This is a genomic window from Pedobacter sp. SYP-B3415, from assembly GCF_004138205.1.
GTDB lineage: Bacteria > Bacteroidota > Bacteroidia > Sphingobacteriales > Sphingobacteriaceae > Pedobacter.
Genome location: NZ_RXNQ01000036.1, coordinates 227,129 through 250,134, shown reverse-complemented (window position 1 = coordinate 250,134; position 23,006 = coordinate 227,129). Strand labels below are relative to the sequence as shown.

Sequence of the window (23,006 nt, the reverse complement as noted above, 5' to 3'; positions counted from 1 at the left end):
GCCAATCCATAACTGGGGACTGGCATTCTCGCAATTATACATTAAATTTGGTGACAGAATTCTTCAGGAGAACAGAGGCTTCTGAGAGGCGTTAATTTAGAACTGACACAGTTCGCGTTACACTCCCGCCCTTGGCGGCTAAGGGGTTCTGTGGTCTTTCCTCCTTGATCCTTTTTCTTTAATCTCATGGAGGGGTTCTGCGCTATTTACTATAATCCATTCGCTATAATCCGTTTGCCCGGGCTGTGATTTCGGCGATATCCAGTACTTCGACTTCCTGTTCCTTGTCTTTTAGTTTAACACCGTCTTTCAGCATGGTCATACAGAAGGGACAGCTGGCTGCAACGATCTGCGGCTGTGTTGCAAGGGCCTCTTCAATACGTTCAATATTCACATCTTTTTTGCCAGGCTCTGGTTCTTTGAACATTTGCGCCCCGCCGGCGCCGCAGCAAAGGCCATTCGATTTACAGCGTTTCATTTCTACAAGTGCGGCATCGAGAATTTCAAGCGAAGCCCTCGGCGCTTCATACACGCCATTTGCCCGGCCCAGGTAACACGGATCGTGGAACGTGATTTTTTTACCTTTAAAACTTTCGCCGCCTTCAGCACGAAGTTTTCCTTCGTTGATTAGCTGCTGGATCAATTGGCTGTGGTGTATTACCTCATAACTTCCACCCAGACCCGGGTATTCATTTTTTATCGTGTTGAAACAGTGCGGACAGCCTGTAACGATCTTTTTTACCTGGTAAGCGTTCAGCAGTTCGATGTTGGCCATGGCCTGCATCTGAAAAAGGAATTCGTTGCCGGCACGTTTTGCCGGATCGCCCGTGCAGCTTTCTTCGGTACCTAACACGGCGTATTTGATGCCTACATGATGCAAAATCTTGCAAATATCGCGTGTGATCTTCTGCGCGCGCTCATCGTAACTTCCGGCGCAGCCAACCCAGAACAGAATTTCGGGCTCTTCGCCGCTGGCCATCATCTCGGCCATGGTAGGTACTTTAAATTCCATAACTTCTGCTGTATCTTTCTTCAATTATGCATCACGCCAGTTCAGACGGTCTGCGGGTGAGTATTTCCATGGTGCGCCATTGTTTTCGACGTTTCCGAACATGACGTTAATACTGGCCGGCGACTTCGATTCTTCCATAACCGCATAACGCCGTAATTCCATGATAATTCCAAGCGGGTCGATGTTGACCGGGCATGCCTGCGTACAGGCATTGCAGGTTGTGCAGGCCCATATTTCCTCTCGGGAGATATAATCGTCGAGCAGGCCTTTGCCATCGTCGTGTCCGGCCCCGTGTTTATCAATGTTTCGCCCAACCTCATCAAGCCGGTCGCGGGTGTCCATCATGATCTTTCTTGGCGAAAGCAGTTTTCCGGTCATATTTGCCGGGCATGCCGCTGTGCACCGGCCGCATTCCGTACATGTGTACGCATTCAGCAGATTTACCCAGTTCAGGTCGGTCACATCTTTCGCGCCGAACCGACCTGGAGTCGTTTCCGGCGGACTGAACGAAGGGTCAAGCATGGCTTTAACCTCATTTGTAACCGATTCCATGTTTGTGAATTCCCCTTTAGGTCGCAGTTTGCTGAAATAGGTATTTGGAAAAGCAAGCAGAATGTGAAAGTGCTTGGAGTAGGGGAGGTAGTTCAGAAAAGCAAAGATGCCGATAATGTGGAACCACCAGCAGACCCGCTCAATTACAATCAGGCTCTGCTCGCTGGCTGGCAGGAGATTTTGAAGCCAGCTGCTTACGGGAAATGCCCCGGCACTGACATAGTGCCCTGCACCCAGTGCCTGAAGTTTGGCATCTGCGGCATTCATGATCAGAAAGGCCGACATAAGCAGGATCTCTGTAATCAGGATCAGGTTGGCGTCAGACTTTGGCCAGGTGGTCATTTCGACCCCTCTGAAACGTTTAATTTTCAAAACATTCCGCCTGATCAGGAAAATTACGCAGGAAAGCCAGACCGTGAGCGCAAGAATCTCAAAGCTGCCGATCAGGAAGTTGTAGAAGCCACCAAAACCATGAAATATGCGGTGTGAGCCGGTAAAACCGTCGATCATGATCTCAAGCAATTCAATATTAATGATGATGAAGCCGGCATAGACAAAGAAGTGAAGCAGGGCCGGAATCGGTTTAACAACCATTTTCGATTGCCCGAAAGCTACACGTAACATGGTGCCCCAACGCTCGGCAGGGCGGTCACTGCGGTCTGCAGGTCGCCCCAGCCTGATGTTACGCCAGATCTTTCGCGCGTTTATACTGAACAGTGCAACGGCACCCAGCGTAATAAGTATAAAAATGAGTTGTGAAATCATCGCTACGGGATTACGTGGCTAAAAATAACACATTTTTACCAAACGGAATTATTATGCATGCATAATTTTTTTATTTCGAATCACTTCATTGGCGTTAGTAAATGGGGTTTTTCAGTTTTTTTTAAAAAAAATTTCATTGTTTCGAAAAAGACACTACATTTGCAATCCCAAACGGGCGGTACCATAGCTCAGTTGGTAGAGCAAAGGACTGAAAATCCTTGTGTCGCTGGTTCGAATCCAGCTGGTACCACGACCCCTCAGAGCCATCTGAGGGGTTTTTTTGTGCCTTGATCGCACTTTTTTCTGGCGAATTCAACGCGGGGCCCTGTAAGTTTTGACTAAGTTTATTCGCTTAAATCATCAGGTAAAGCTGGATAGACTCTTAATGATTCTCAACGGGCGATTTTTGCCAAGATTCTTCGGCGGGCAAATGAAATGTATGGCGGTTCCTGGTCAATCTACTATTCGAATATGGACAACTGAGGACCGGCCTGACTGCACAGACTCACATAACATTCTATTTATCATGTCTCGCCACGAAATTTTGCCCGATCTGTAGAAAGGCACTGCTGTTTCCCAGAACTAACTTCGCATTATCTTTAAACAACAAAAAAATGGGGCCTAAGCCCCGCTTGTTGCTAAAACCGCCTCTTTTCCATCCGGAACTGCCGGGCGTCTATTTATTGTTATTGAAATTGATCATCCACTGAATGCCAAACCTGTCTTTCAGTGAGCCAAAGTAATCGCCCCAGAACATATCTTCCAGCGGCATTTCTATTGTGCCTCCCTCAGCCAGGGTTTCAAATATCCGTGTGGCTTCTTCGCGGCTGTCGGGACTCAACGATACATAGTAATTATTGCCCGGGTTCAGCCGATGACCCATTGACGAGATACAGTCTGAGGCCATCAATATATTGCCTCCAATCGGCAGGGCAACATGCATAACAAGGTCTTTTTCTGAATCGGGAAGATTTTCGGTACCCGGGGCATCTTTCATTTTCTGCATGGACAGCTCGCCGCCAAAAACAGACTGGTAAAATTTAAAAGCTTCTTCGGCCTGGCCGTCAAAGTTGAGGTAAGGATTGATAGTTGCCATAACTGCGTATTGTTTAATCAAAACTAGGATGTACAGACAATAAGGTGCGGGTGCCCGTGCGACTTGTTTAGGGTCTTTTTGGACAATCGGCGCTCTTAACCTGTTCAGCCTGTGCTGTTCGTTTGTCTAATACCATTTTTGAACTTCCAGCTCCGTCGGAAACCAGGGTTTCAGGTGGCTTACGCGCCGGCGGGCCTGTTCTGATACCGGAATTTTCCAGGTTTCAAAGAAACGTCCAAGATCAGAAGCCGTAGCGGTTGATATCGTAACAAACCAAAGGTCAATTTTCTCCTGCTCAGACCGCGGCAGTGAAGAGGCGGGAAGATTGCGGTAACTCCGGTGCATGTCAAAGATTGCTTTCCATCCAAAAGCTTCAATGATCTGGACGTACATGGACAAGGCTATGAATGGTTCATTGCACCAGATCGCAAAATCCGGCTTGTTATTTAGATATCGTTTTATCTGCTCTATTGCCGCTTTTTTGTTCTGGATGCTGCCATGGTTATAGAGACCTTTACCAAGAACCTTATCGTACACATACATAGTGTAAAGGTTCACCGTTACCTCCGTCAATGCCGGGAAGTCTATGGCAGTAAACTGATGACGGTGCCCTATTTCATGGAAGGCCCCCCAGGAGCCCTTCTTTCGCAGAGCTTGCTCGTCAAGCATCAATGCGCAGCTTTCATCATCCGGTACAACGATCTTCTCTGGCGAGGTGAACATGTAGCCGAAGGCCACCTCGGGATCTGCAATGATCCGTTCAGCTTTAAGCCGCTTTCGCGGGATGATGGCAAGGTCTGCATCTGCGTCCATCACCTCATCCCAGAATTTCATCAGCGCTTCGGGATCGGTCAGTTGCCTGATCCTGTATGATGGAACGTTTAGAATAATTTTATCGGTAGCGAGTTCTGCCCAGGGTGCTTCCAGGTTCTTCTGATTATTGTTCCAGTCTGCCAGCGTCGTTTCACCAAGCTTAAAACGGGGTGCTCTGATCGCTCCGGAAACTTCAAGGCCGAGAACTGTCAGACGCGAGGTATCCGGAATGCCAATCAAAAGCAAACCGCCGTACGGTGAATAGACTTCTGCCTTTTTCGCTTTGAAATGCTGGATACGAACGGTATTAACCGGAATGCGTCTTATTTCATCCAGATGATAAAGTTCGTTGTCATGAAGGCCGACCTGGATTTCCAGTCCGTTGGCAGGCAGTGAGTCGGATAAAACTATCGTTACTCTTTCACCGGCGGGTACGTACAGACCCGTGCTGTGTAGGATTTTACTTCCCTCAGCAGGTTCCCTTAAGCCCTGTCTGCCTACCTGTATACGCAGGCTTAGTTTTGTACTGATACGCGGTGCAGAAGCGGGTACGGCACCAGGGAAAACTTCATGTCCCTTCGCCCGCCGTTCGGGGTGACCGGCGAAATCCTGTTCTTCTTCATAGATCCGGTATGCAAGCTGCAAAGCCGTTTTCTGCAGCTTATTCCTGTTCTCCCAGGGTTTCTCTGGCGTTGGGACAGGCAGGCTGTCCGGCAGGTTGAAGTCTCTCTTGATTCGTGCAAAAGCCGGTGAGTTCCGGTTTTCTGGTGCCAGCGTTTTCTTCAAAAGGGTGTCGGTAAACAGATAACGCGCAAAATGGTCAGTCATATCCCGGTCGGACTGCCCGAAACGCTCAAGTATGCCCGCGAGGTGAAGATAATAGGGCGCCTTGCCAGTATCTAAACCGGCGTTTATATTTGATGGGATACTTAACATTTGCGGACTGAATAAGCCGGCTTTTGCAAACAATTTGTTCATCATTAAATCTGCGGGCACCGGCTTCCCTGTTCTTTTACTATTTTCATGCAAATCTGCGTATGGCGACAGAAATATGAGTGTTCCGCCTTTCTGCACGAAGTCCTCTATATTGTTTAGTTCTGTTGAGTCTTTTGCATCCCGGTCAAGCACCAGAACCGTTGTCCGCTTCCTGTCTCTGAATGCCGGTGCGGTGGCATACCTGAATTGTTCTTCTTTCAGTACTTTCTTCAGGTCTGGCGAAGGTTGAAAAGTCAACGTCGCCATCCGTTTTCTGCCATTTGGAACAGACCACTTTAAGGTATTTCTGATCAGCGTTTCAACCCCGGGGTGTTCACGCGTATTGCGCAGGTATTCAGGAGAGCCAAACAAAATAAGCTTGCCTGTTCCGATACGTGATGTGCTGAGCACATTGGCTTTTAACGTGACATCCATTTCTACCGGAGCCGTGGCGATAATTTCCGGATCAAAACCAGTGATTAAAAACATAGCTATACCTTTTCCCGCGGGGGGCAGCGGCAATTTTTCTATGCCCTGAAGCAGGATGTCCCGGTCCTTCTGAAGCGAATGCTGCGCCTGGGTGTAGCCAGTTAACATAATAAGAAAAGAAAAAAGTAATGTTCTCAGCGTCATTTAAGGTGTTTTGATCGGTACAAAGTACTCAAAACCTGGCACGGCAAGATGTTAAAAAATGCAAACGGTTTCCAGCCCGCTAAACTTCCCCAGGGCGGGCGTACTATTTTTTTATATCTTTAATTTGCCTGCGCAGCTGAACACCCTGAAGATTGCTCCGGTCCTGAAACCTAACCAGATGAAAAGAATCCTATTACTTTTTTTAGGCAGCCTTTGTGCTGTTTCTGTTGTAACCGCACAGACTGCCACCCCGCAATGGCGGCCGTCCTATCATTTCACTGCGCCGAAGAATTGGCTGAACGACCCGAACGGTCCCATATTTATAAACGGGGTTTACCACCTTTATTATCAGCACAATCCATTTGAAAACAAATGGGGGCACATGAGCTGGGGGCATGCCACCAGCACCGATCTGCTCCGGTGGAAGCACCTCCCCGTGGCGATTCCTGAGATTGAAACACCCGATACAACAACCTGGATTTTCTCCGGATCTATTGTTGCTGATGCAAAAAATACCAGTGGTTTCGGAAAGGATGGTAAAGCACCGCTGGTTGCAATTTATACGGCCGACCAGCCGAAACAGAAAAAGGAAACGCAGGCACTGGCTTACAGCAATGATGGCGGAACAACCTTTACACAATTTAAAGGAAACCCGGTAATCGATCTGGGACTGAAAGATTTTCGCGACCCCAATGTTTTCTGGCATGAACCGACGGGCAAATGGGTAATGGCGGTGGCGCTTCCCGCAGCCCACAAAATCCAGTTTTATAGCTCAGGCGATCTGAAAAAGTGGGATCTCCTCAGCGAATTTGGTCCGCAGGGATACACCAGACATGTTTGGGAATGCCCCTTCATTGTACCGCTTCCTGTAGACGGTAATCCGGGGAAGATCAAGTGGCTGATGATGGTGTCTTCTGGCGGCGAACGGCACCCTGCTTTTATGCAGTATTTTGTTGGCGACTTCGACGGAAAAACATTTAAAAGTGACACGCCAGATAAGACCATTTTAACTGTAGACCATGGGGATACGTTTTATGCAGCCATTCCGTACCGCCTGCCCGACCGGCACACGCTTATCGGCTGGCTGATGCCCGGCAAGGGAGAAACCTTTCCCTGGCGGGGCCAGATGTCTATTCCGCGAGACCTCGGCCTTGTTACAACAGCCGATGGTATCCGCCTCGTTCAACGCCCCGCACAGCTGGTTACGGCGGCGTTGGAACGTTTACCTGCAGAAAAAAAGTTTATCAGTAAATCATTTACAATCGGTAAAGAGAAGCTGTTAAGTAAAACCGGTAAGTTTGAGGAAAACTGCTGGTGGCTGGAGGTTGAATTTGATGTAAGTAAGGCTGGAAGACAGGGTGTCAGGCTTGCTGCAGACCCCGAAAAAAAGACCTTCATAGAAGCAGGATATGATCCCGGTAAGAAACAGCTGTATGTTGATTGCCGAACGGCTGAAAAAGACCGGAAAGAGCCGCAGAACCTTTTCCAGGTGGCAGACCTGAAAGCAAAGAACGGCAAAATAAAACTGAGGGTGTTGTTTGACCGCTCTTCACTGGAAGTCTTTGGTAACGATGGAGAGGCAGTAATTTCTACGCTGGTTTATCCGCAGGCCAATGCAAGGCAGTTATGGCTTTTCTCAGATGCAGGTTCGGGTGCTACAGCCTCTTTGAAGCTATTTGATATGACTGGTATTTAACGCCTCGGCAGGCCCGGAAACATCAGGTTCGCCAGTTCACTTACGCCGCTGGCAGTAATGCTGTAGGTTTTTGCATACCCGGCCGGCTGGTCGTCAAGCGGGGAATCATGTACCCGGATCAGGCCTGCGTCTTCCAGATAATTCAGATAGGGTTCAAGGTCTGTCTCCGTCTGTCTTTGCAGCCAGGCGAGATCCCGTTTAGGGTTTTTAAGTATAATTCTGAGTAATGCAGATAGCTCTGCAGTTCCCGGTTTTAATTTATGCCGGGACTGTAAATCTATCGTCAGGACTCGTGACGATCGGTGTGGGCTCATAAGTTTCTCTAGTTGGTATTTCTAAGATAAGATATCCGGCCGAAACGGCAAGTGTTGAGAGGCCTAAACAGTGCGTTTTAGCTGCCGTTATTTAGCTCTTTTCGGAATACCCGGCACTAGCCTCCATCTGCATGTCCTGATGCGTGCCTGCCGGTAAAGCCAATGTGAAGACCGTCCCTTCGGTTTGAGAGCTTGAGAACCAGATTCTTCCGCCTTGCCGCTCGGAGAAGTCCCTGCAAAGCGCGAGTCCAAGGCCGCTGCCTTTTTCGTTTGCAGTACCACTCATCGATTCAATCGCCATGGAAAAAACTTTTTTTTGCCTTTCACGCGTAATTCCCGGCCCATCGTCAGCAACGCTGATCAGAATTTCCCCCTGTTCCTCACGCGCAGCCACCTTTACATATCCGCCGGGAGGCGTAAACTTAATGGCATTACCGCTTAAGTTTCGGATGACCGTCATCAGCATCGCTTCGTCTGCAATTACCTGCAGCGATCCGTCAATGTCATACTCAAATTGAATATTCTTTTTTGCAGCGATAGACTTGTCTACTTCGAGCCAGTGACCCATGTGTTCGCGCAATCTGATGCTTTTCAGGGAGACTTTCAAACCTTCCATCTGTGATTTTGACCAGAGCAGGAGACTGCTTAATAAAAGCCCGGTGTCTTTTGTGTTCTGGAGCAACTCTGATTCAAAGACCTTCTTTTCCTGTTCATCAATAAATCCCTGAGCCAGCAACTCAAGGTAACTCTGCAGATTAGTAATCGGCGCCCTTAGATCGTGTGCAATTACAGACATCAGCTTGTTCTTTTCTGAATTGACAACTTCAAGTTCCTGCTTTTGCGCAAGGATAGCGGCGTGCTGAACAAGTATTTCACGCGTCCGGTCTTCAGCTTCCTGCCGCGCACGGTTATAGCTCTGCCTGATAATGCCCAGGCTGATGTACACGAGCAGAGCAGTGATTAAAAAGGCGGAGTTAATGTCAATAAACCGTTCTTCGGTTGAGTCATATGTGCCGGGAACCAGGTCTGGCCGGTAGTATTCTACCAGACTCAGCCCGACCATCAGAACGATATTAAATGGTACCCAAAAATGGTACTGTCTGGAATTTGCGACTGAGATTGTCAGAACAATGAGCGCCAGGAAAAAAAGATCCGTAGGGCCTGAAAGCCCTGAATTCAGAAAAAAGTTAACGGCGAAAAGTAAGCTTCCCAGGGCACAACAAACGAAAATACTGAGCGTGGATTTCTGGCGGAAACGCGACAGGTAATAAAAGAAAGTTAAAACGCCCAGAATTGCAATACACAACGCTGAAATATCTGGAAGGCCAATGGCATAATTAAACGGAATATTGTAGATTAAGGCCATCATAGCCACAATGCAAACCGAATGAAAAATACGTTCGTTGAGTGCAAACGTTTCGGGTGAGCCAACAAGCCGGCTCCAGAATTGTGAGATAGCGCTTCTTATTTGCAAAATAGTGTTTGGAACTGTGGGGTTAAAAATACAGTTTTATCTAAAGTAAATCCTGCATTTTACCAAATCGGCTTTCTTTTACATTTTTGGCAAAAACTTCGCAATCACTTTACCTGTTAACTTACAACATCATGAAAATAGCAACCTATAATGTAAATGGCATCAGTGCAAGGCTGCCGGTATTGCTGCGCTGGCTGGAAGAATCGGCACCTGATGTTGCCTGTTTGCAGGAATTAAAGGCACCGCAGGAAAGATTTCCGCTGGAGGCGATTGAGGCACTCGGTTATAAAGCAATCTGGCACGGACAGAAGAGCTGGAACGGCGTAGCCATTCTTTCTAAATACGAAATTGAAGAAGTAACACGGGGCCTGCCAGGTGATGAAGAGGATCTGCAAAGCCGCTACCTGGAGGCCATGATCAATGGCGTGCTTATTTGCTGCCTGTATCTTCCGAACGGTAATCCGGCGCCCGGTCCGAAGTTCGACTATAAATTAGGCTGGTTTGCCCGCCTGATCTCGCAGGCTAAAACATTGTATGACAAAGAAGTACCGGTTGTTATTACTGGCGATTATAACGTCATGCCGACCGAGCTTGATGTGTACAAACCGGAACGCTGGGTAGACGACGCCCTTTTCAGGCCTGAAACCCGCGCTGCTTTTCACGAACTGCTTGCACAGGGCTGGACTGACGCGATCAGGAAACTTTATCCCGATCAGGTCATTTATACTTTCTGGGATTATTTTCGCAATGCTTACGGACGCGATGCCGGATTACGCATCGACCATTTTTTGTTGAACGGGCGGCTTGCACCCAGACTTATAAACGGAGGCGTCGACAAACATGTACGCGGATGGGAAAAGACCAGCGACCACGCGCCGGTATGGATTGAGATCAGTAAAGACTGACGGGGTAACTGAAACATCCTTGTATGCAGGTTGTTAAACAACAAAAAATTAGCAAATATAAGTTATGGAACAGGAACAAATATGGAACCTGCTGGACATTATTGAACAGCAGGTCAGCTCGTCGGTTCTCGGCGGAAGGGAAGATGATTACGAAGAACTTGAGCGCCTGGGATACATTCATATTGACCGCAGCACGGTTCAGCATGCCGCAAATCTGACGCCCGCGGGCGAAGCATACCTGCATCAGTTAAGACATTCCCGTTAAAACTGCATCAATCCTGCGATTCCTGGAAGGGCAGCACCTTGCTTTTGCCGGGGAAGGCCAGGTCGGCCCGTGTTTTTGGCAGACTTTCCGGGTAATGCTCGCGAAGAAAGGCAATCATACGCTCACGAACCTCGCAGCGGAGGTCAAATGCCTGCGATGAATTTCTGGCACTGAGAAGCAACCTTACTTCAATTACATCCTGCTTTGAATCGGTCACCTGCACTACATTCACACGTTTGTCCCACAGGGGATGACCGGTAAGAATTTCGGTTAGTTGATCACGCATCGCTGCAATGGGCGCATCATAATCAAGGTAAAGAAAAACCGTACCCAGTAATTGCGCAGAAACCCGTGTCCAGTTCTGAAAAGGCTTTTCGATAAAATAGGTGATTGGCAGTATAAGCCTGCGCTGGTCCCAGATACTTACTACGACATAAGTCAGGGTAATTTCTTCCACGCGTCCCCATTCCCCTTCAACCACGAGCACATCGTCTATCCTGATCGGCTGCGTAAAGGCGATCTGGAAACCCGCCAGCAGGTTACCTAAAGATTTTTGTGCCGCAAAACCGATAATGATACCGCCTATACCAACACCGGTAAGTAAGCCTGTGCCTATTTTACGCATGCTTTCAAAACTCAGCAGCACGACCGCAATTGTTAAAATGACGATCAGCGACACCAGGAACTTACGCACAAATTGTAACTGGGTGCGCACTTTACGCTCTTTAAGGTTGTCTTCTTTATTGAGGTCGTAACGGTGGTAGAAATAATCTTCAAGGACCTTGATGATGCGTACCAGAATGATGGCAAAATTTACGGTTAGCGCAATCTCAACGAATTTGTTCAGAACCCTTCCGGCATGGCTCTCCAGTCCCATATAATCGAGGCTGAAATTAAAAAACAGTAGCGGCACAAAGGAGGTAACCGGTCCCGCCAGGCGTTTGATGATCGAGTCGATCAGGAAGTTTGGCCATAACCTGGCCAGCCAGCGAAAGCTTTTACTGATGACCACCTTGATGATCAGACCAAAGATAATAGCCACCGCCCCGATAAGCGTATTTCGAAGCAACGGATGAACGTTAAGATTGGATAAAAAGTCTTCTTGCATCTCTCAAGGGTAAATTCACAACCTAAACAACCTGCCCTGCTGAAGGTTTTATTAGATTGGAGATGCAGCAGACTGATACTGATCTTTCCGGGAGAACAGCACATGCGGACGAAAAGCAATAAAATTGGCCCGCAGCTGTATGCCACAGGCCAACAAACCAAACAAAGAAGCCTTTATTTTGCGCTGAATACTTCAGCCAGTTTTTTTTCAAGTTCTGCACCGTAAAGGTTGCGGGCAATGATCACGCCGTTCGGGTCTATCAGTACGTTGGCCGGAATAGCGCGTACCCCGTAAAGTTTCGCCGGGGCGCTGTTCCAGAACTGAAGGTCTGATACCTGCGGCCAGTCAAGTTTATCGTCTTTTATGGCTTTTACCCAACTTTCTTTATCCCTGTCAAGCGATACGCCAAAAACGGTGAAGCCTTTTGAACGGTATTTGTTAAACAGCTTTACCACGTTCGGGTTTTCGGCCCGGCAGGGCGGGCACCAGGCTGCCCAGAAATCCAGCAGCACATATTTCCCGAAATGGTCGCTGAGTTTAACCTGTCGTTCTTCTGGGGTCGTTCCGGCAAAATCTTTTGCCCGGTTTCCGGGCTGTACGGCTTGAAGTACTGGAACGAGAGCCTTTAATGTTTTCACATATTCGGTTTCCTGCAGGGATGCGTCCAGTTGTCCGGTATATGCAGTGATCTGTTCAGGGCTGAGCCGGTAAGACCATTCGCGATAGAGTACATAGGCCGCCACAATCGATGCCGGATGCTCTTTTATGAAGGCACCGATTTCCGGATCGCCGGCTTTGCGGTAGGCCGTAAAAATGTCCTGGCTTGCAGAACCCGTTACCCGGGTGTTCCGGTAACGGGCAGCCGAATCAAGCTGCACTTTGACAGGTGCTGCCTCAAGGAAAATGTAATATGGACTCTTGTTTTTGTCGAGTGTCAGGCCGTAAAGTTCAGGCAGCTGCACCTTCGTGTTAAAGCTGAAGGCGCCGTTTTTTATTTCTGCCGAGTCTACGGTCAGAAACATCTTGTTATTGAATTTTTGGAGGTACACTTTACCCTGGCTTATTCCGGCTGCAGTGCCGGTTAACTGAAGCGGCTGCTGCGCAGTGGCCACCAGGCCAGACAGCATGCAGGTTGCGGTGGCAAGCCAACCGAAGAGATATTTTTTCATGTCTTTATTAATTTACGTCAAACCATAGCCTGGTTGTTAGTGCATCCGGACCCTGCCTGCGCACTGCATCTGTATAACTGGTTTTATTCAGTGCCTGTTCAGTTCCCGGATAAATAAAACGCAGCGGAATTTTACCGTCAAGAACGCCGGCAACAGCAGGGGCCAGCTGCGGGTAGTCAAGCCTGCGCCACTCGGCATAGGCCTCTAAGCCCTGGCCAAAAAGCGAGAGCCATTTTTGTTCACCGATCGATTTTCTGAAATTGCCTGCTTCATATTGAACCGCCGGCTGGGCGAGATATGTGGAAATGGCCGCAGCATCGATGCCGTATGATTGAAGCGAAGCGCTGATGCCCTGCCGATAGAGATCAGCGGCGTTTTCAGTGCTGTAACCCCTGGCTGCAGCTTCTGCACGATCAAAGAGGCTCTCCGACCAGCTCAGAATGATTGCCGGCGCGTTTGCCTTTGTAAAGAAATCGCCGGGTTTCGAAGTTCTTGCAAAACCAAGGTTTGCCGCATCGCCCGTGGTGAGGCCATTGGGGATGCCTACATACACCTCCGGCGTAGCCGTCGCCGTTCTGTTTGCATAAATGCCCAGACGGGGATCATTCAGCGCTTTGAGTTTGTCGACAGTCGTTTTTGAAATGCGATAATCGTCGCGTGTTTCAAAGATCCGGGCTATGGGGTTTTGATTTGGCGAACTGAAATAGGGCAGGCGGGCAGTTTCGGTTTCTGATGCGGGTAGTCCTGCGGGATCAGCCAGCACCTCGCTTACCGCCTGACGCGCCAGCTCTGGCTCACGATCTGCAATGCGCATGGCAACACGCAGCCTGAGTGCATTTGTAAACCGCCTCCAGCGCGCAAGGTTTCCGCTAAAAACGGGATCCCCCTGAATAGCCGGGCCGCTGGCATTGTAAGTAGCCAGCGCGGTCTTAAGCTCCGCAAGCAGGCCAAGATATACGCTTCGCTGGTCGTCATATTTTGGCGTCAGTTTGTTGATGTCAAGCGCATCAGTATAAGGAATATTGCCATAAGCATCTGTTAATAACAAAAAGACCCAGCTTCTGAGGGTTTGCGCTACCGCGCGATAATTGGGGTTGTTTTGCTGCGTGCCAAGCTGTGCGAGAACATTCAGGTCTGCAAGACTCTGGGTATAAAAGCTCCTCCAGCCGGCTTCAAAACTGCCATTGGTGAAAATATAACGATCGGCGTCCGTATATTGAATCTTAGACCAGTGCTGAACAAAGAGCAGGCTGGCATCCATCGTGGTACCTGTGCTGTAATAGGTATCGCCCGCGCTTTTGAGGGCATTGGCAAGCAGGTAATCGGGTTGAGCAGTCTCGGCTTCGTTCGGATTCCGGTTGGTAACCTGAAGATCCTTTTTGCAGGCGCCGAGTCCGAGGGCAAGCAAGGCGAAGATGAATGTTTTTTTATATGTTGTCATGACGGGTGCTTAAAATGTGAGGTTAAGATTAAATCCGTAGCTTCGGGTTGTTGGCAATTGCAAAGATTCCAGACCCTGTGCGTTATCGGTTGCGAAAGCGGTTTCAGGGTCAATATGAGGTACATCTTTGTGAATGATCCACAGGTTCCGGCCAACCAGGCTGAAGCGTGCGTTGGCGATGCCCGCACCCGCAAGCCACTTCTTCGGCAGTGTATAACCAAGTGTTACCTCGCGAAGACGTACCGCAGTTGAGCTGAATACATGTGCCTCGTTAATGCTCGCTATGGATTTATAATACTGCTGGGCAGAGAGGATACGTGTATTGCGGCTGCCGTCTGCACGGACACCGTCAAAGATCACCCCGTCATGGTAAACAGTCGCTGCGCCCGGCGCTGCACTGCCGTGCGATGGAAGCTGTACCGGTGCTGCCGAACGGTCATTGCCGGGATAGTAGTAAGGAAGACCGCCGTTCTCTTCGTCGCGGCCCTGAAGGGTCTCCGCAAGCACACCGGTGGTATACCCTGTAGAATGCGTGCCCGAATAGATTGATCCGCCGACTTTCGCATCGACCAGGAAACCAAGGCTGAACCCTTTATAGCTGAAGTCATTACCAATGCTGCCGATCCATTTTGGCGGATAGGCACCAAGTACCTGTTTGGTCGGATCAACCTGCGGATAACCCGAAGCATTCACCAGGATCTGACCATCTGCGTTCCGCTGATATGCGGTACCAAATAATGTACCGTATGGCTGCCCGATGCTGGCAAGGACCTGCACCCCGCTGCTGCCAAGAACCACGCTGTTCAGTTGCCCTTCATCATCAAGCTCCAGCACCCGGCTGCGGTTACGTGAGAAGTTGGTGGTGATGTCCCACTGCAGACCATCCTGCTGTTTAACGGGTGTTAAGCCCAGTTGTACCTCGATACCCCGGTTATTGATATGGCCGGCATTAATAAGTTTTTGGGCAAAACCGGTCGCTGTACTGATATCAGCGCTAAAGATCTGGTTAAAGCTGTTTGTATCATACAAACTCAGATCCAGCCTGATCCGGTTTTTAAAGAATCCAAGTTCGATACCTGCTTCTGTCGAGTTTGTGTATTCAGGTTTCAGGTTTGGATTCAGGTACCGGTCGGTCAGCGTAACCAGCGGATAACTGTCAAAGATCGGGTTGAACGGGTAGGTGTTCACCAGCTGATAAGGGTCGGTGTCTTTCCCCACGCGCGACCAGCCGCCGCGAAGTTTGGCGAAATTCAAAATGTCATTTTTCCAATCGAATGCCTCGGTAAGGATCAGACTCGCGTTCGCCGAAGGGTAGAAATAAGAGTTGTTCTGCGAAGGGAGGGTGGACGACCAGTCATTCCTTGCGGTAAGATTCAGGTAAGCGTAATCACGAAAACCGATCTGCGCCGACGAAAATAAGCTGTAAATCTTCAGCCGGCTATAATAGTTTGAAGAACTCAGCGGATCACGCGAGTTCGCCAGGGTATAGATACCCGCAACGGCAAGCCGCGGGGCCAGCTGGTTGTTCTCTTCGTAAAAACGGCTGCGCAGGTTCCCGCCGGCAAGCACATCAAGGCTGAAATCAGTGTTCAGTTGTTTATTGTAGTTCAGCGTGGCCTCGGTGTTGTTTTCGTTCACTGTATAGCCTGTTTCCTGGTACGAGCCAAAAGGTGTTCCGTTGGTTCCGTAGGCGATGCGGATTTTGCGGCGGTCGTTGTAGTAATCGTTACCGGTTCTGAAATTTAGTTTCAGGCCCTCGCTGATCTGATAGGTGAGTCCTGCATTACCAATCAGCCGATCGCGGCGCTGCGAGACGGTATTCTCATAGGCAATGAAATATGGATTGCTATAATAACTGTTGTTCCAGTTGAAGGTATTGCCATTGGCGTCGCGGTAGGGGTAGAGTGCGCCGACATCAACCTGGCGACCGAACCATAGGAACTGCAGCATGGTACTTGAAGCCCGTCTCCCGGCTGCACCCGGCAGATTATCTGACGAGGTGCGTACATAATTTACACCGACATCCAGCTTCAGTTTAGGCAGCAGATCAAAGGATGTGTTGAGACCAAAGCTGTTTTTGTTCAGCTCTGAGTTTGGTACTACGCCTTTTTGCGCACTGTTGTTGTAAGAAAAACGGTAATTGTAGGCATCGCCGCCACCGGTGAACGATACGCCGTTATTAAGCGAATGACCGGTTTCAAAAAAGCTGCGCACGTTATCCGGATGCGGTACAAATGGTACGGCGACGCCGTTCGAGTTAAACTGCGGGATGAGCCGTCCATCCATCTTGGGGCCCCAGCTTTCATCAACGCCATCGTTTACGCCGCCGCCTCTGCCATCAACGTAACTGAACTGACCGTTCGAGCCCTGCCCGTATACATCCTGGTATTCCGGCAGAACCAGGAGGTTTTCGAATGTTGTGCTTGAATTAAGCGAAATGCTTCTGCTCTGGCCGCGTTTGCCCGATTTCGTTTTGATCAGAATTACGCCGTTGGCTGCACGCGAGCCATACAATGCAGCCGCGTTCGGACCTTTGAGAACGCTGATGCTTTCGATGTCTTCTGCGTTGATGTCTGAAATGGCATTTGCGTAGTCGCGGGAGCCGCCGGCACCCAGTTGCGAGTTGTCTACCGGCACACCGTCGACAACGAATAATGGCTGGTTGTTTCCTGAAATGGAAGTTTCACCGCGAATGATGATCCTCGACGAGCCCATATTGCCCTGGCTGTTGGTAATGTTTACACCCGCAACCTTACCGGCAAGCGAATTAACAAGATTGCTTTCCCGGGCTTCAGCCAGATCGACCCCTTTTACTTCCTGTATGGCATAGCCCAGCGACTTTTTCTCTTTGCTGATACCCAGCGCAGTCACGACAACCTCTGCAAGTTCATTGCCGGTGTCGTCAAGCACGATATTCAGCGGGCTCGCACCGGTTACACGCTGCGACTGTGTTACATAACCGACATATGTAAAGATGAGTACATCGCCGGTTGCCGCCTGAATGCTAAACCGGCCCGACCCATCGGTTACAGTGCCGGTTGTTTTCCCTTCAATACGCACGGTTACGCCTGGAAGAGCCTGACCATCAGACTTTCCGCTAACGCTACCCGTTACGGTAACCTGTGCAAGGGCAGATGTTACGAAACCTGCCGTCAGGAAAAAGAGAAGCAGGCCGCGAATAAAGAGTTTTTGTTTTTTCATTGTTTTTGATTTAATCCGGGCAATACACAGTCTGCCCGTCGTCTTCAGGATTGTTTGGGATGAAGTGGAATGATGTTTAGAAGGTAAGGTCAGTGCTGCCGGTATGTCGACAGGCTGGAATTCTCAACAATGCCCGAAGGCATACATTTGCGTGGTTGACTGGTAGATGAACACATGGCTAATTTTCATTAAAATTCTTGTGCCTTTATCCTGAAATTCCTGAGAAAAACTGATCGGTTGCCTGAGGCTGCGAACGCTTTATCTTTCTTCGCTGCAGAGGCAGTGAAGCAGGATTTAGCACCTACCATTGCTGGGGTTGCTAAGACATCATCGGGCCTTTCCCTCCGTCTTTCTGGATAAATAGCTATTGTTACCAATTTTTGGTGAGGCAAATGTATGCAATATCTATATAATTAGTAGTAATTATTTTTTTATTCTGAGAATGGGCTGACAAAAGCGGCGCAGCGCCGGAAAAGGGCTATTTCGATAGATGCCTGAAAAAAAGAAAAGCCCATTTGCATGGGCTTTCTTGCCGCCGGCTCAGAGGGGGTCAGGTTGCCGGCAGCATATTTTTAAGACGTCTTTCAGACGCTGTTTCTATCGTTGTAACCAGTACTCTGCAGCGAAATTTTGAATCTGTTTGATTGCGGACTATTCATTTGCTGAAGACGGATCAAAAATGGGAGTTCAAACTTTAATAAAATTGTAAAAACACGACATAAAGTAAATTGTCAGGTTAAAATTTAATTGTGTACCCAACTTTCACCTTATCCATCACCACATGTGTATGAAAGTGTTTAACATTTGGATTATCCATGAGGTATTTTGTGGAAAACGCCTCATAATGTTCCATGTCGCGAACATTTACCAGCAGAACGAAGTCGTAAGTGCCGGTAACGAAATAACATTGCATCACTTCATCACATCCGCGCATCAATGCCTTGAACTTTGCTAACTCACCTGAACCGCCATCCTGCAGGATAATGTCGACAATACAGGTAATACGTAATCCGGCGGCCAGGGGCGAAACAATGGATACGTCTGCCTGAATGATTTTATCGTCGCGCAGGCGTTTCAGTCTGCGCTGCACAGCACTTGCGCTCAGGTGTACGCGTTCACTGAGTTCTTCGGCGGTTAATCGGTTATTCTGTTGAAGCAGAGAAAGAAGCTTTTTATCGTATTCGTCTGGCTCTTGCATGTTTTGCCCGTTTTTAATATCAAACTTACATAAAAAATGCGCCGGCCGCAGGTATTTCAACTGAATCAGGCCCGGCGGGGTACCTAGTTTTGAGTCAGCAAACGGCCACGCAAATTATATGCATGCCGGCACTGCATTTAAAACAAAAAATATGAATCGATTAGTAAAATTTCCGGTAATCTTCAATGATGCCGAACTGGCGCGTTTTCGCCAGGACACACCAGGTGTGCTGGCCGTAACGCATTTGAATAATGCAGGTGCCGGCCTGATGCCGGACCAAGTGACCAAAGCTGTTCTGGATCACATCAGGTTTGAGTCAGAAACAGGCGGGTATGAAGCCGCGGCTGCTAAGGCCGACGCAATTGGCAGTTTTTACACACTTGCCGGCGAACTGCTTAACTGTAAACCGGAAAACATCGCTTTTACGGCAAGTGCTACAGATGCATACACCCGCGCCCTGTCATCAATTCCATTCTCAGGGGGCGACGTGATTCTCACCGACAAGGATGATTTTGTGTCAAACCAGCTCCAGTTTCTGGCGTGTCAGAAACGTTTCGGGGTCCGCATCGTACACATTGAAAACGCCCAGCAAGGTGGTGTCGACCTTTCAGATCTTGAATACAAGCTTTTTAAGTTAAAGCCGAAATTGCTCGCTATTACGCACATTCCTACCAATTCGGGGCTTATTCAGCCGGTTACCGGAATAGCCGAAATCTACAGTCGCTACCGCGACCTGCACGATGAACCAACCTGGTATATCCTCGATGCGTGCCAGTCAGTGGGGCAATTAAAACTGGATGTAAATGCCCTGGCCTGCGATTTTTTGAGTGTCACTGCCCGAAAGTTTTTGCGCGGTCCGAGGGGAACCGGTTTTCTGTATGTCTCTGACCGGGCCCTGAACGCCGGACTGGAGCCCTTATTTATTGATATGCGCGGTGCGGAATGGACGTCAGCCAGCATCTACAAACAGCGGCCGGGCGCAGTAAGATTTGAGGATTGGGAGTTTGCTTATGCCCTGGTACTGGGAACAGCGGAAGCGATCAGGTACTACCTCGGCATAGGTGAAACACGCATCAGCCGGCAAATTCAGCATGCAGCACATTACCTGAGGTCACGCCTGTCAGAGATCGGCGGTTTAAGAGTGCTTGACCGCGGCGCCGAGCTCGGCGGCCTGGTCACCTTTACTTTTGACGGTTTGTCTGACCCCGCCGATCTTTTCAGGACATTAAGCCGCGCCCGGTTTAATGTAGTTCCCAGCTACAGGCAGTATGCCGTTCTGGATTTTGATGAAAAGAAGGCAGCCTGGGCAGTTCGGGCATCCCCGCACTACTACAATACGCAGGAAGAACTGGACAATTTTATTGCTGAGGTTGCCGGTTTTGCCGTCCGGCTTACGGCGCTATCGTAGTAAACAAATAGACGGCAAATATCAGCAGCAAGACTACACCCTGAAGCACATTGGTGCGCCCGTTTGCCAGCGACAGCATCGATGTAAACAATGCCAGCAAAACCAGCAGGGTTGACTTCATGTCGATTCCAAGCGTGATGTGCATGCCTCCGAATATAGACAGAATTGCGACCGCGGGAATGGTTAGTCCTATGCTTGCCAGCGCCGAACCCAGCGCCAGGTTCAGGCTGGTCTGCAGCCTGTTCCGGCTGGCCGCCCGGTATGCGGCCAGTCCCTCGGGCAGCAGCACGACTGCAGCGATAATAATCCCCACCAGCGATTTTGGTGCACCGGCCGCGACAACTGCCCGTTCAATATCGCCTGACAGCGATTTGGCCAGAATAACAACAATGGCCAGGCTCAGCAGCAGGAATAGCAAACTGATCATAGCGGTTGCACGGTTGGGTACCTCAGCATGCGCGTCGACATCTTCCTGCAAATCTGCGGGAAGAAAATAGTCGCGGTGTCTTACTGTCTGGACTAATACGAATGTTCCATAAAGCACCAATGAAACAATAGCAACAAAACCCAGTTGAAGAGGTGTGTAATATGGACCAGCCTGGCTGGTGGTGTAGTTCGGCAGCAGCAAGGTCAGTACGACGATTGCAGTGAGCGCAATGAGACCCGCGTTTACACCCTGAAGGCTGAATGTCTGTTCCTTGTATTTAATTCCGCCGACAAGCAGGCAGATGCCCACAATGCCCGAAAGAATAATCATGATGGCCGCAAAGACCGTATCCCGCGCCAGCGCCCCGGTCTCTGGTCCGCCTGATAACATGATAGACACAATCAGCGCTACTTCAATCACTGTAATGGCAAGTGCCAGTAACAATGTACCGAAAGGTTCTCCGACCCAATGAGCTACAACCTCGGCATGATGCACGGCAGACAGCACGGCTCCGACCAGGCAGGCGGCAAGCACGAGTTGCACAAGGGTTCCGGAATATAGAAAACTTCCGCCGAAGGCAAGCCAGGCAACAAGCGGGGTGGCGATCGTCCATAAGGGAAGGGAAATATTTTTCATAGGCAGGTAACTTACTTAGCAAACAACAACAGGGGGGCGGTGTTTGATTTTCGGAAGATTAATGCCTGGCAAAATCACAAAAAAAAAGAGCTGCTCCATCCAGAGCAGCATCTTTTTACCTAAAATTAAACCTAAGAAAACCTTCACGCTTCAGCGGCAAGATCTGCCGCCTGTTCGCTAATGAGACAAAAATGCTATGCATGCATCGTATTTAAAAATATGTGTCGTTGAATGGGTAGAATTAGCCGGTAAATGGCCTGGAAGATGCCGGGAGTCGATAGCGCTCCGCACAGAGCCAAAAAAAAGAAGGTGCCTCTCCATCCGGACGGGCACCTCCTACCTAAAATTAAACCTAAGAAAACTCTCACTTTCCGGAAACAAGACCTGTTATCCGGTGTGTTGTGATACAAAGGTGCTTTACAATGCGCTGTTTCAGAAGGGAGTATCGTTAAATAGGAGAAATGAGTGGATGAAAGGGGGCAGGCAGCAGATTGCGGCTTACAATTGCACGGAGCCTGTGATCCGGCGGCTCCCGCAAAAAAAAAGGTGCCTTTCCATCCGGACGGGCACCTTTTTACCTAAAATTAAACCTAAGAAAACTTACACTTATGCAGCATGATGCTGTTGTAGTTAGTGAGACAAAGATGCGTCATAACCGGATGCCAGTGAAGCGGGTACCGTTAAATGGTTCAATTCAGCCGGTAAATGGGTATGTCGATGAGACTAAAGAAAAAAGAACCAAGATGAAGGACCAAGAAATTATAGCTCTCATCAAAACTTCGGATTACGAGGTATTCGTTCCTTTGAAGTTTTTCTTCATGAACGAATGCTCTCGGCCTTACCCGGACCCTTGATACGCTGATTTTTCAGAAGCTTTCCGGACAAATTGGTCGGGGATTACTGGTTCGCGTCTATAAAAGACCTATAGGGGAGGCTAAAAAAAAGGCGCCGCTCCATCCGGAAGGGCACCTTTTACCTAAAATTAAACCTAAGAAAACTGTATCCGTCTTTGCATTCGCGCTTATCCCTGTCACTCACCCTCACGCTTTCTCACTCCTGCCGTCCTGTCCCCTCTGATCCTAACTGACACAAATCAACTTCACATCTCTTTCACCAGGACGACGGTCCAACCCGCTGTTCGCACAAATCATCTTCACATCCCCCGCAACTATCATCTACGCTTCACTACAGCGGGCTGTCACATGCTCTCCAACGCTCTCCAACGCTCTCTTATCGCTTTCTCGTCTCTCTCTCTCACGCGCGAATGTCAGACTTCGTTTACAATACAAAGATGCACAGCCGCCCCGGGGCAACGAAACAGGTGCCGGTAAATGGCAGCGATTTGCCGGTAAGTGGTAAGAATTAGGTGTTTAGAACCAGGAAATCGTGTCGAAGCAGTTAACAGTGGTCACTTGGTCAGGCCTGTATACGGTCAGGCCTGACCGCCTTGTCAGGCTAACATTGGCTGGTATTTTTTTCTGCTATCGAAGATTATCCAGAGATTAATCAGCAGCAGCACGGCCGCCATGGGTAAACCGGTCTGGTCAACAACCAATGCCTGAAGGAAAATCCCTGCCATAACGGGAAGGATCACCAGGGCTCCAAGTGCCCGGGTCTTCGGAATCATAAACAGGATCCCGCCCAGAACTTCAATGGCACCAACCAGTGGCATGAGCCAGACAATCTGACCAAAGGCAGCAAATGACTGCTTCTGCGCCTCGGTAAGCTCCGGCATGGGCATGTAATGAAAAAACTTGTCAAGTCCGGCGTTGAGAAATAACAATCCGAAAAGGATGCAGATAACGAGTTTTACAATTTTCATATCGAGTTTGTTAGAGAAGTTCAAATTAAGAAAATTTATAAAGAATTGATAACTGTATGGTAATTGCACTACCACGAAGCGGGAGCAGCATGTTGC

17 protein-coding genes, 1 tRNA gene and 1 riboswitch are annotated in these 23,006 nt (G+C 49.0%); of the genes, 5 read left to right on the top strand and 13 right to left on the bottom strand.

The window, feature by feature from the left end; all coding sequences use genetic code 11:
• Positions 1 to 223: 223 nt before the first annotated feature.
• Both EJV45_RS18405 and EJV45_RS18400 read right to left on the bottom strand, forming a co-directional pair.
• A complete protein-coding gene (locus EJV45_RS18405; RefSeq protein ID WP_129718092.1) occupies positions 224 to 1,012 on the bottom strand; it encodes a (Fe-S)-binding protein in 789 nt (262 codons plus the stop codon).
• A 24-nt stretch (positions 1,013 to 1,036) separates the two neighbouring features.
• On the bottom strand, positions 1,037 to 2,329 hold the full coding sequence (locus EJV45_RS18400; protein ID WP_129718091.1) for a 4Fe-4S dicluster domain-containing protein: 1,293 nt from the start codon (positions 2,327 to 2,329) through the stop codon (positions 1,037 to 1,039).
• A 177-nt stretch (positions 2,330 to 2,506) separates the two neighbouring features.
• On the opposite strand from EJV45_RS18400, the gene EJV45_RS18395 reads away from it, so the two are divergent.
• Positions 2,507 to 2,579 (top strand) — tRNA-Phe (locus tag EJV45_RS18395).
• 426 nt (positions 2,580 to 3,005) lie between these two features.
• Here the strand turns inward: EJV45_RS18395 and EJV45_RS18390 are convergent.
• Together EJV45_RS18390 and EJV45_RS18385 are read right to left on the bottom strand one after the other, a co-directional pair.
• Entirely contained in the window at positions 3,006 to 3,425 is a 420-nt protein-coding gene (locus EJV45_RS18390; RefSeq protein ID WP_129718090.1) for a VOC family protein, read from the bottom strand.
• Between the two features lie 126 nt (positions 3,426 to 3,551).
• Entirely contained in the window at positions 3,552 to 5,846 is a 2,295-nt protein-coding gene (locus EJV45_RS18385; RefSeq protein ID WP_129718089.1) for a M60 family metallopeptidase, read from the bottom strand.
• A gap of 178 nt (positions 5,847 to 6,024) precedes the next feature.
• Between EJV45_RS18385 and EJV45_RS18380 the strand changes: the two genes are divergently transcribed.
• Positions 6,025 to 7,542, top strand: coding sequence for a glycoside hydrolase family 32 protein (locus EJV45_RS18380; protein ID WP_165305104.1), 1,518 nt, complete (start codon positions 6,025 to 6,027; stop codon positions 7,540 to 7,542).
• On the opposite strand, the gene EJV45_RS18375 is transcribed toward EJV45_RS18380, so the two are convergent.
• Positions 7,539 to 7,856 (bottom strand): hypothetical protein, encoded by a 318-nt coding sequence (locus tag EJV45_RS18375; RefSeq protein WP_129718087.1) that lies wholly within the window; start codon positions 7,854 to 7,856, stop codon positions 7,539 to 7,541. The two genes, EJV45_RS18380 and EJV45_RS18375, sit on opposite strands and share 4 nt — an antisense overlap.
• Positions 7,857 to 7,947: 91 nt before the next feature.
• On the bottom strand, positions 7,948 to 9,330 hold the full coding sequence (locus EJV45_RS18370) for a sensor histidine kinase KdpD (protein ID WP_129718086.1): 1,383 nt from the start codon (positions 9,328 to 9,330) through the stop codon (positions 7,948 to 7,950).
• Between the two features lie 131 nt (positions 9,331 to 9,461).
• Between EJV45_RS18370 and xth the strand changes: the two genes are divergently transcribed.
• Both xth and EJV45_RS18360 read left to right on the top strand, forming a co-directional pair.
• The gene (xth, locus tag EJV45_RS18365) at positions 9,462 to 10,235 is read left to right on the top strand and encodes an exodeoxyribonuclease III (protein ID WP_129718085.1); all 774 of its coding nucleotides are present in this window, start codon (positions 9,462 to 9,464) and stop codon (positions 10,233 to 10,235) included.
• Between the two features lie 64 nt (positions 10,236 to 10,299).
• Positions 10,300 to 10,500, top strand: a complete 201-nt coding sequence (locus EJV45_RS18360) for a hypothetical protein (RefSeq protein WP_129718084.1) — start codon at positions 10,300 to 10,302, stop codon at positions 10,498 to 10,500.
• Positions 10,501 to 10,507: 7 nt separating this feature from the next.
• Here EJV45_RS18360 and EJV45_RS18355 read toward each other — a convergent pair whose 3' ends face one another.
• The 5 genes from EJV45_RS18355 to EJV45_RS18335 form a co-directional block, all read right to left on the bottom strand.
• Entirely contained in the window at positions 10,508 to 11,608 is a 1,101-nt protein-coding gene (locus EJV45_RS18355; RefSeq protein ID WP_129718083.1) for a mechanosensitive ion channel family protein, read from the bottom strand.
• Between the two features lie 173 nt (positions 11,609 to 11,781).
• Positions 11,782 to 12,777 (bottom strand): TlpA disulfide reductase family protein, encoded by a 996-nt coding sequence (locus tag EJV45_RS18350; protein WP_129718082.1) that lies wholly within the window; start codon positions 12,775 to 12,777, stop codon positions 11,782 to 11,784.
• 7 nt (positions 12,778 to 12,784) lie between these two features.
• Complete coding sequence (locus EJV45_RS18345; protein WP_129718081.1) at positions 12,785 to 14,218, bottom strand: SusD/RagB family nutrient-binding outer membrane lipoprotein; 1,434 nt, start codon at positions 14,216 to 14,218, stop codon at positions 12,785 to 12,787.
• Positions 14,219 to 14,227: 9 nt separating this feature from the next.
• Positions 14,228 to 17,419 carry a SusC/RagA family TonB-linked outer membrane protein gene (locus EJV45_RS18340; protein ID WP_129718080.1) on the bottom strand — a complete coding sequence of 1,064 codons (3,192 nt, stop codon included), beginning with the start codon at positions 17,417 to 17,419 and terminating at the stop codon, positions 14,228 to 14,230.
• 255 nt (positions 17,420 to 17,674) lie between these two features.
• A riboswitch (SAM riboswitch) is annotated at positions 17,675 to 17,782 on the bottom strand.
• Positions 17,783 to 18,155: 373 nt separating this feature from the next.
• Entirely contained in the window at positions 18,156 to 18,617 is a 462-nt protein-coding gene (locus tag EJV45_RS18335; RefSeq protein WP_129718078.1) for an Lrp/AsnC family transcriptional regulator, read from the bottom strand.
• Between the two features lie 151 nt (positions 18,618 to 18,768).
• On the opposite strand from EJV45_RS18335, the gene EJV45_RS18330 reads away from it, so the two are divergent.
• Positions 18,769 to 20,025 (top strand): aminotransferase class V-fold PLP-dependent enzyme, encoded by a 1,257-nt coding sequence (locus tag EJV45_RS18330; protein WP_129718076.1) that lies wholly within the window; start codon positions 18,769 to 18,771, stop codon positions 20,023 to 20,025.
• Here EJV45_RS18330 and EJV45_RS18325 read toward each other — a convergent pair.
• Entirely contained in the window at positions 20,009 to 21,088 is a 1,080-nt protein-coding gene (locus tag EJV45_RS18325; protein WP_129718074.1) for a calcium:proton antiporter, read from the bottom strand. The two genes, EJV45_RS18330 and EJV45_RS18325, sit on opposite strands and share 17 nt — an antisense overlap.
• 1,450 nt (positions 21,089 to 22,538) lie before the next feature.
• Positions 22,539 to 22,910, bottom strand: coding sequence for a MauE/DoxX family redox-associated membrane protein (locus tag EJV45_RS18320; protein WP_129718072.1), 372 nt, complete (start codon positions 22,908 to 22,910; stop codon positions 22,539 to 22,541).
• Positions 22,911 to 23,006: the final 96 nt, after the last annotated feature.

What these genes read in the sequence shown, in the direction of transcription:
- EJV45_RS18405 (WP_129718092.1), bottom strand. Translation starts at nt 1,012, where the DNA reads ATGGAATTTAAAGTACCTACCATGGCCGAGATGATGGCCAGCGGCGAA.
- EJV45_RS18400 (WP_129718091.1), bottom strand. Translation starts at nt 2,329, where the DNA reads ATGATTTCACAACTCATTTTTATACTTATTACGCTGGGTGCCGTTGCA.
- EJV45_RS18390 (WP_129718090.1), bottom strand. Translation starts at nt 3,425, where the DNA reads ATGGCAACTATCAATCCTTACCTCAACTTTGACGGCCAGGCCGAAGAA.
- EJV45_RS18385 (WP_129718089.1), bottom strand. Translation starts at nt 5,846, where the DNA reads ATGACGCTGAGAACATTACTTTTTTCTTTTCTTATTATGTTAACTGGC.
- EJV45_RS18380 (WP_165305104.1), top strand. Translation starts at nt 6,025, where the DNA reads ATGAAAAGAATCCTATTACTTTTTTTAGGCAGCCTTTGTGCTGTTTCT.
- EJV45_RS18375 (WP_129718087.1), bottom strand. Translation starts at nt 7,856, where the DNA reads ATGAGCCCACACCGATCGTCACGAGTCCTGACGATAGATTTACAGTCC.
- xth (WP_129718085.1), top strand. Translation starts at nt 9,462, where the DNA reads ATGAAAATAGCAACCTATAATGTAAATGGCATCAGTGCAAGGCTGCCG.
- EJV45_RS18360 (WP_129718084.1), top strand. Translation starts at nt 10,300, where the DNA reads ATGGAACAGGAACAAATATGGAACCTGCTGGACATTATTGAACAGCAG.
- EJV45_RS18355 (WP_129718083.1), bottom strand. Translation starts at nt 11,608, where the DNA reads ATGCAAGAAGACTTTTTATCCAATCTTAACGTTCATCCGTTGCTTCGA.
- EJV45_RS18350 (WP_129718082.1), bottom strand. Translation starts at nt 12,777, where the DNA reads ATGAAAAAATATCTCTTCGGTTGGCTTGCCACCGCAACCTGCATGCTG.
- EJV45_RS18345 (WP_129718081.1), bottom strand. Translation starts at nt 14,218, where the DNA reads ATGACAACATATAAAAAAACATTCATCTTCGCCTTGCTTGCCCTCGGA.
- EJV45_RS18340 (WP_129718080.1), bottom strand. Translation starts at nt 17,419, where the DNA reads ATGAAAAAACAAAAACTCTTTATTCGCGGCCTGCTTCTCTTTTTCCTG.
- EJV45_RS18335 (WP_129718078.1), bottom strand. Translation starts at nt 18,617, where the DNA reads ATGCAAGAGCCAGACGAATACGATAAAAAGCTTCTTTCTCTGCTTCAA.
- EJV45_RS18330 (WP_129718076.1), top strand. Translation starts at nt 18,769, where the DNA reads ATGAATCGATTAGTAAAATTTCCGGTAATCTTCAATGATGCCGAACTG.
- EJV45_RS18325 (WP_129718074.1), bottom strand. Translation starts at nt 21,088, where the DNA reads ATGAAAAATATTTCCCTTCCCTTATGGACGATCGCCACCCCGCTTGTT.
- EJV45_RS18320 (WP_129718072.1), bottom strand. Translation starts at nt 22,910, where the DNA reads ATGAAAATTGTAAAACTCGTTATCTGCATCCTTTTCGGATTGTTATTT.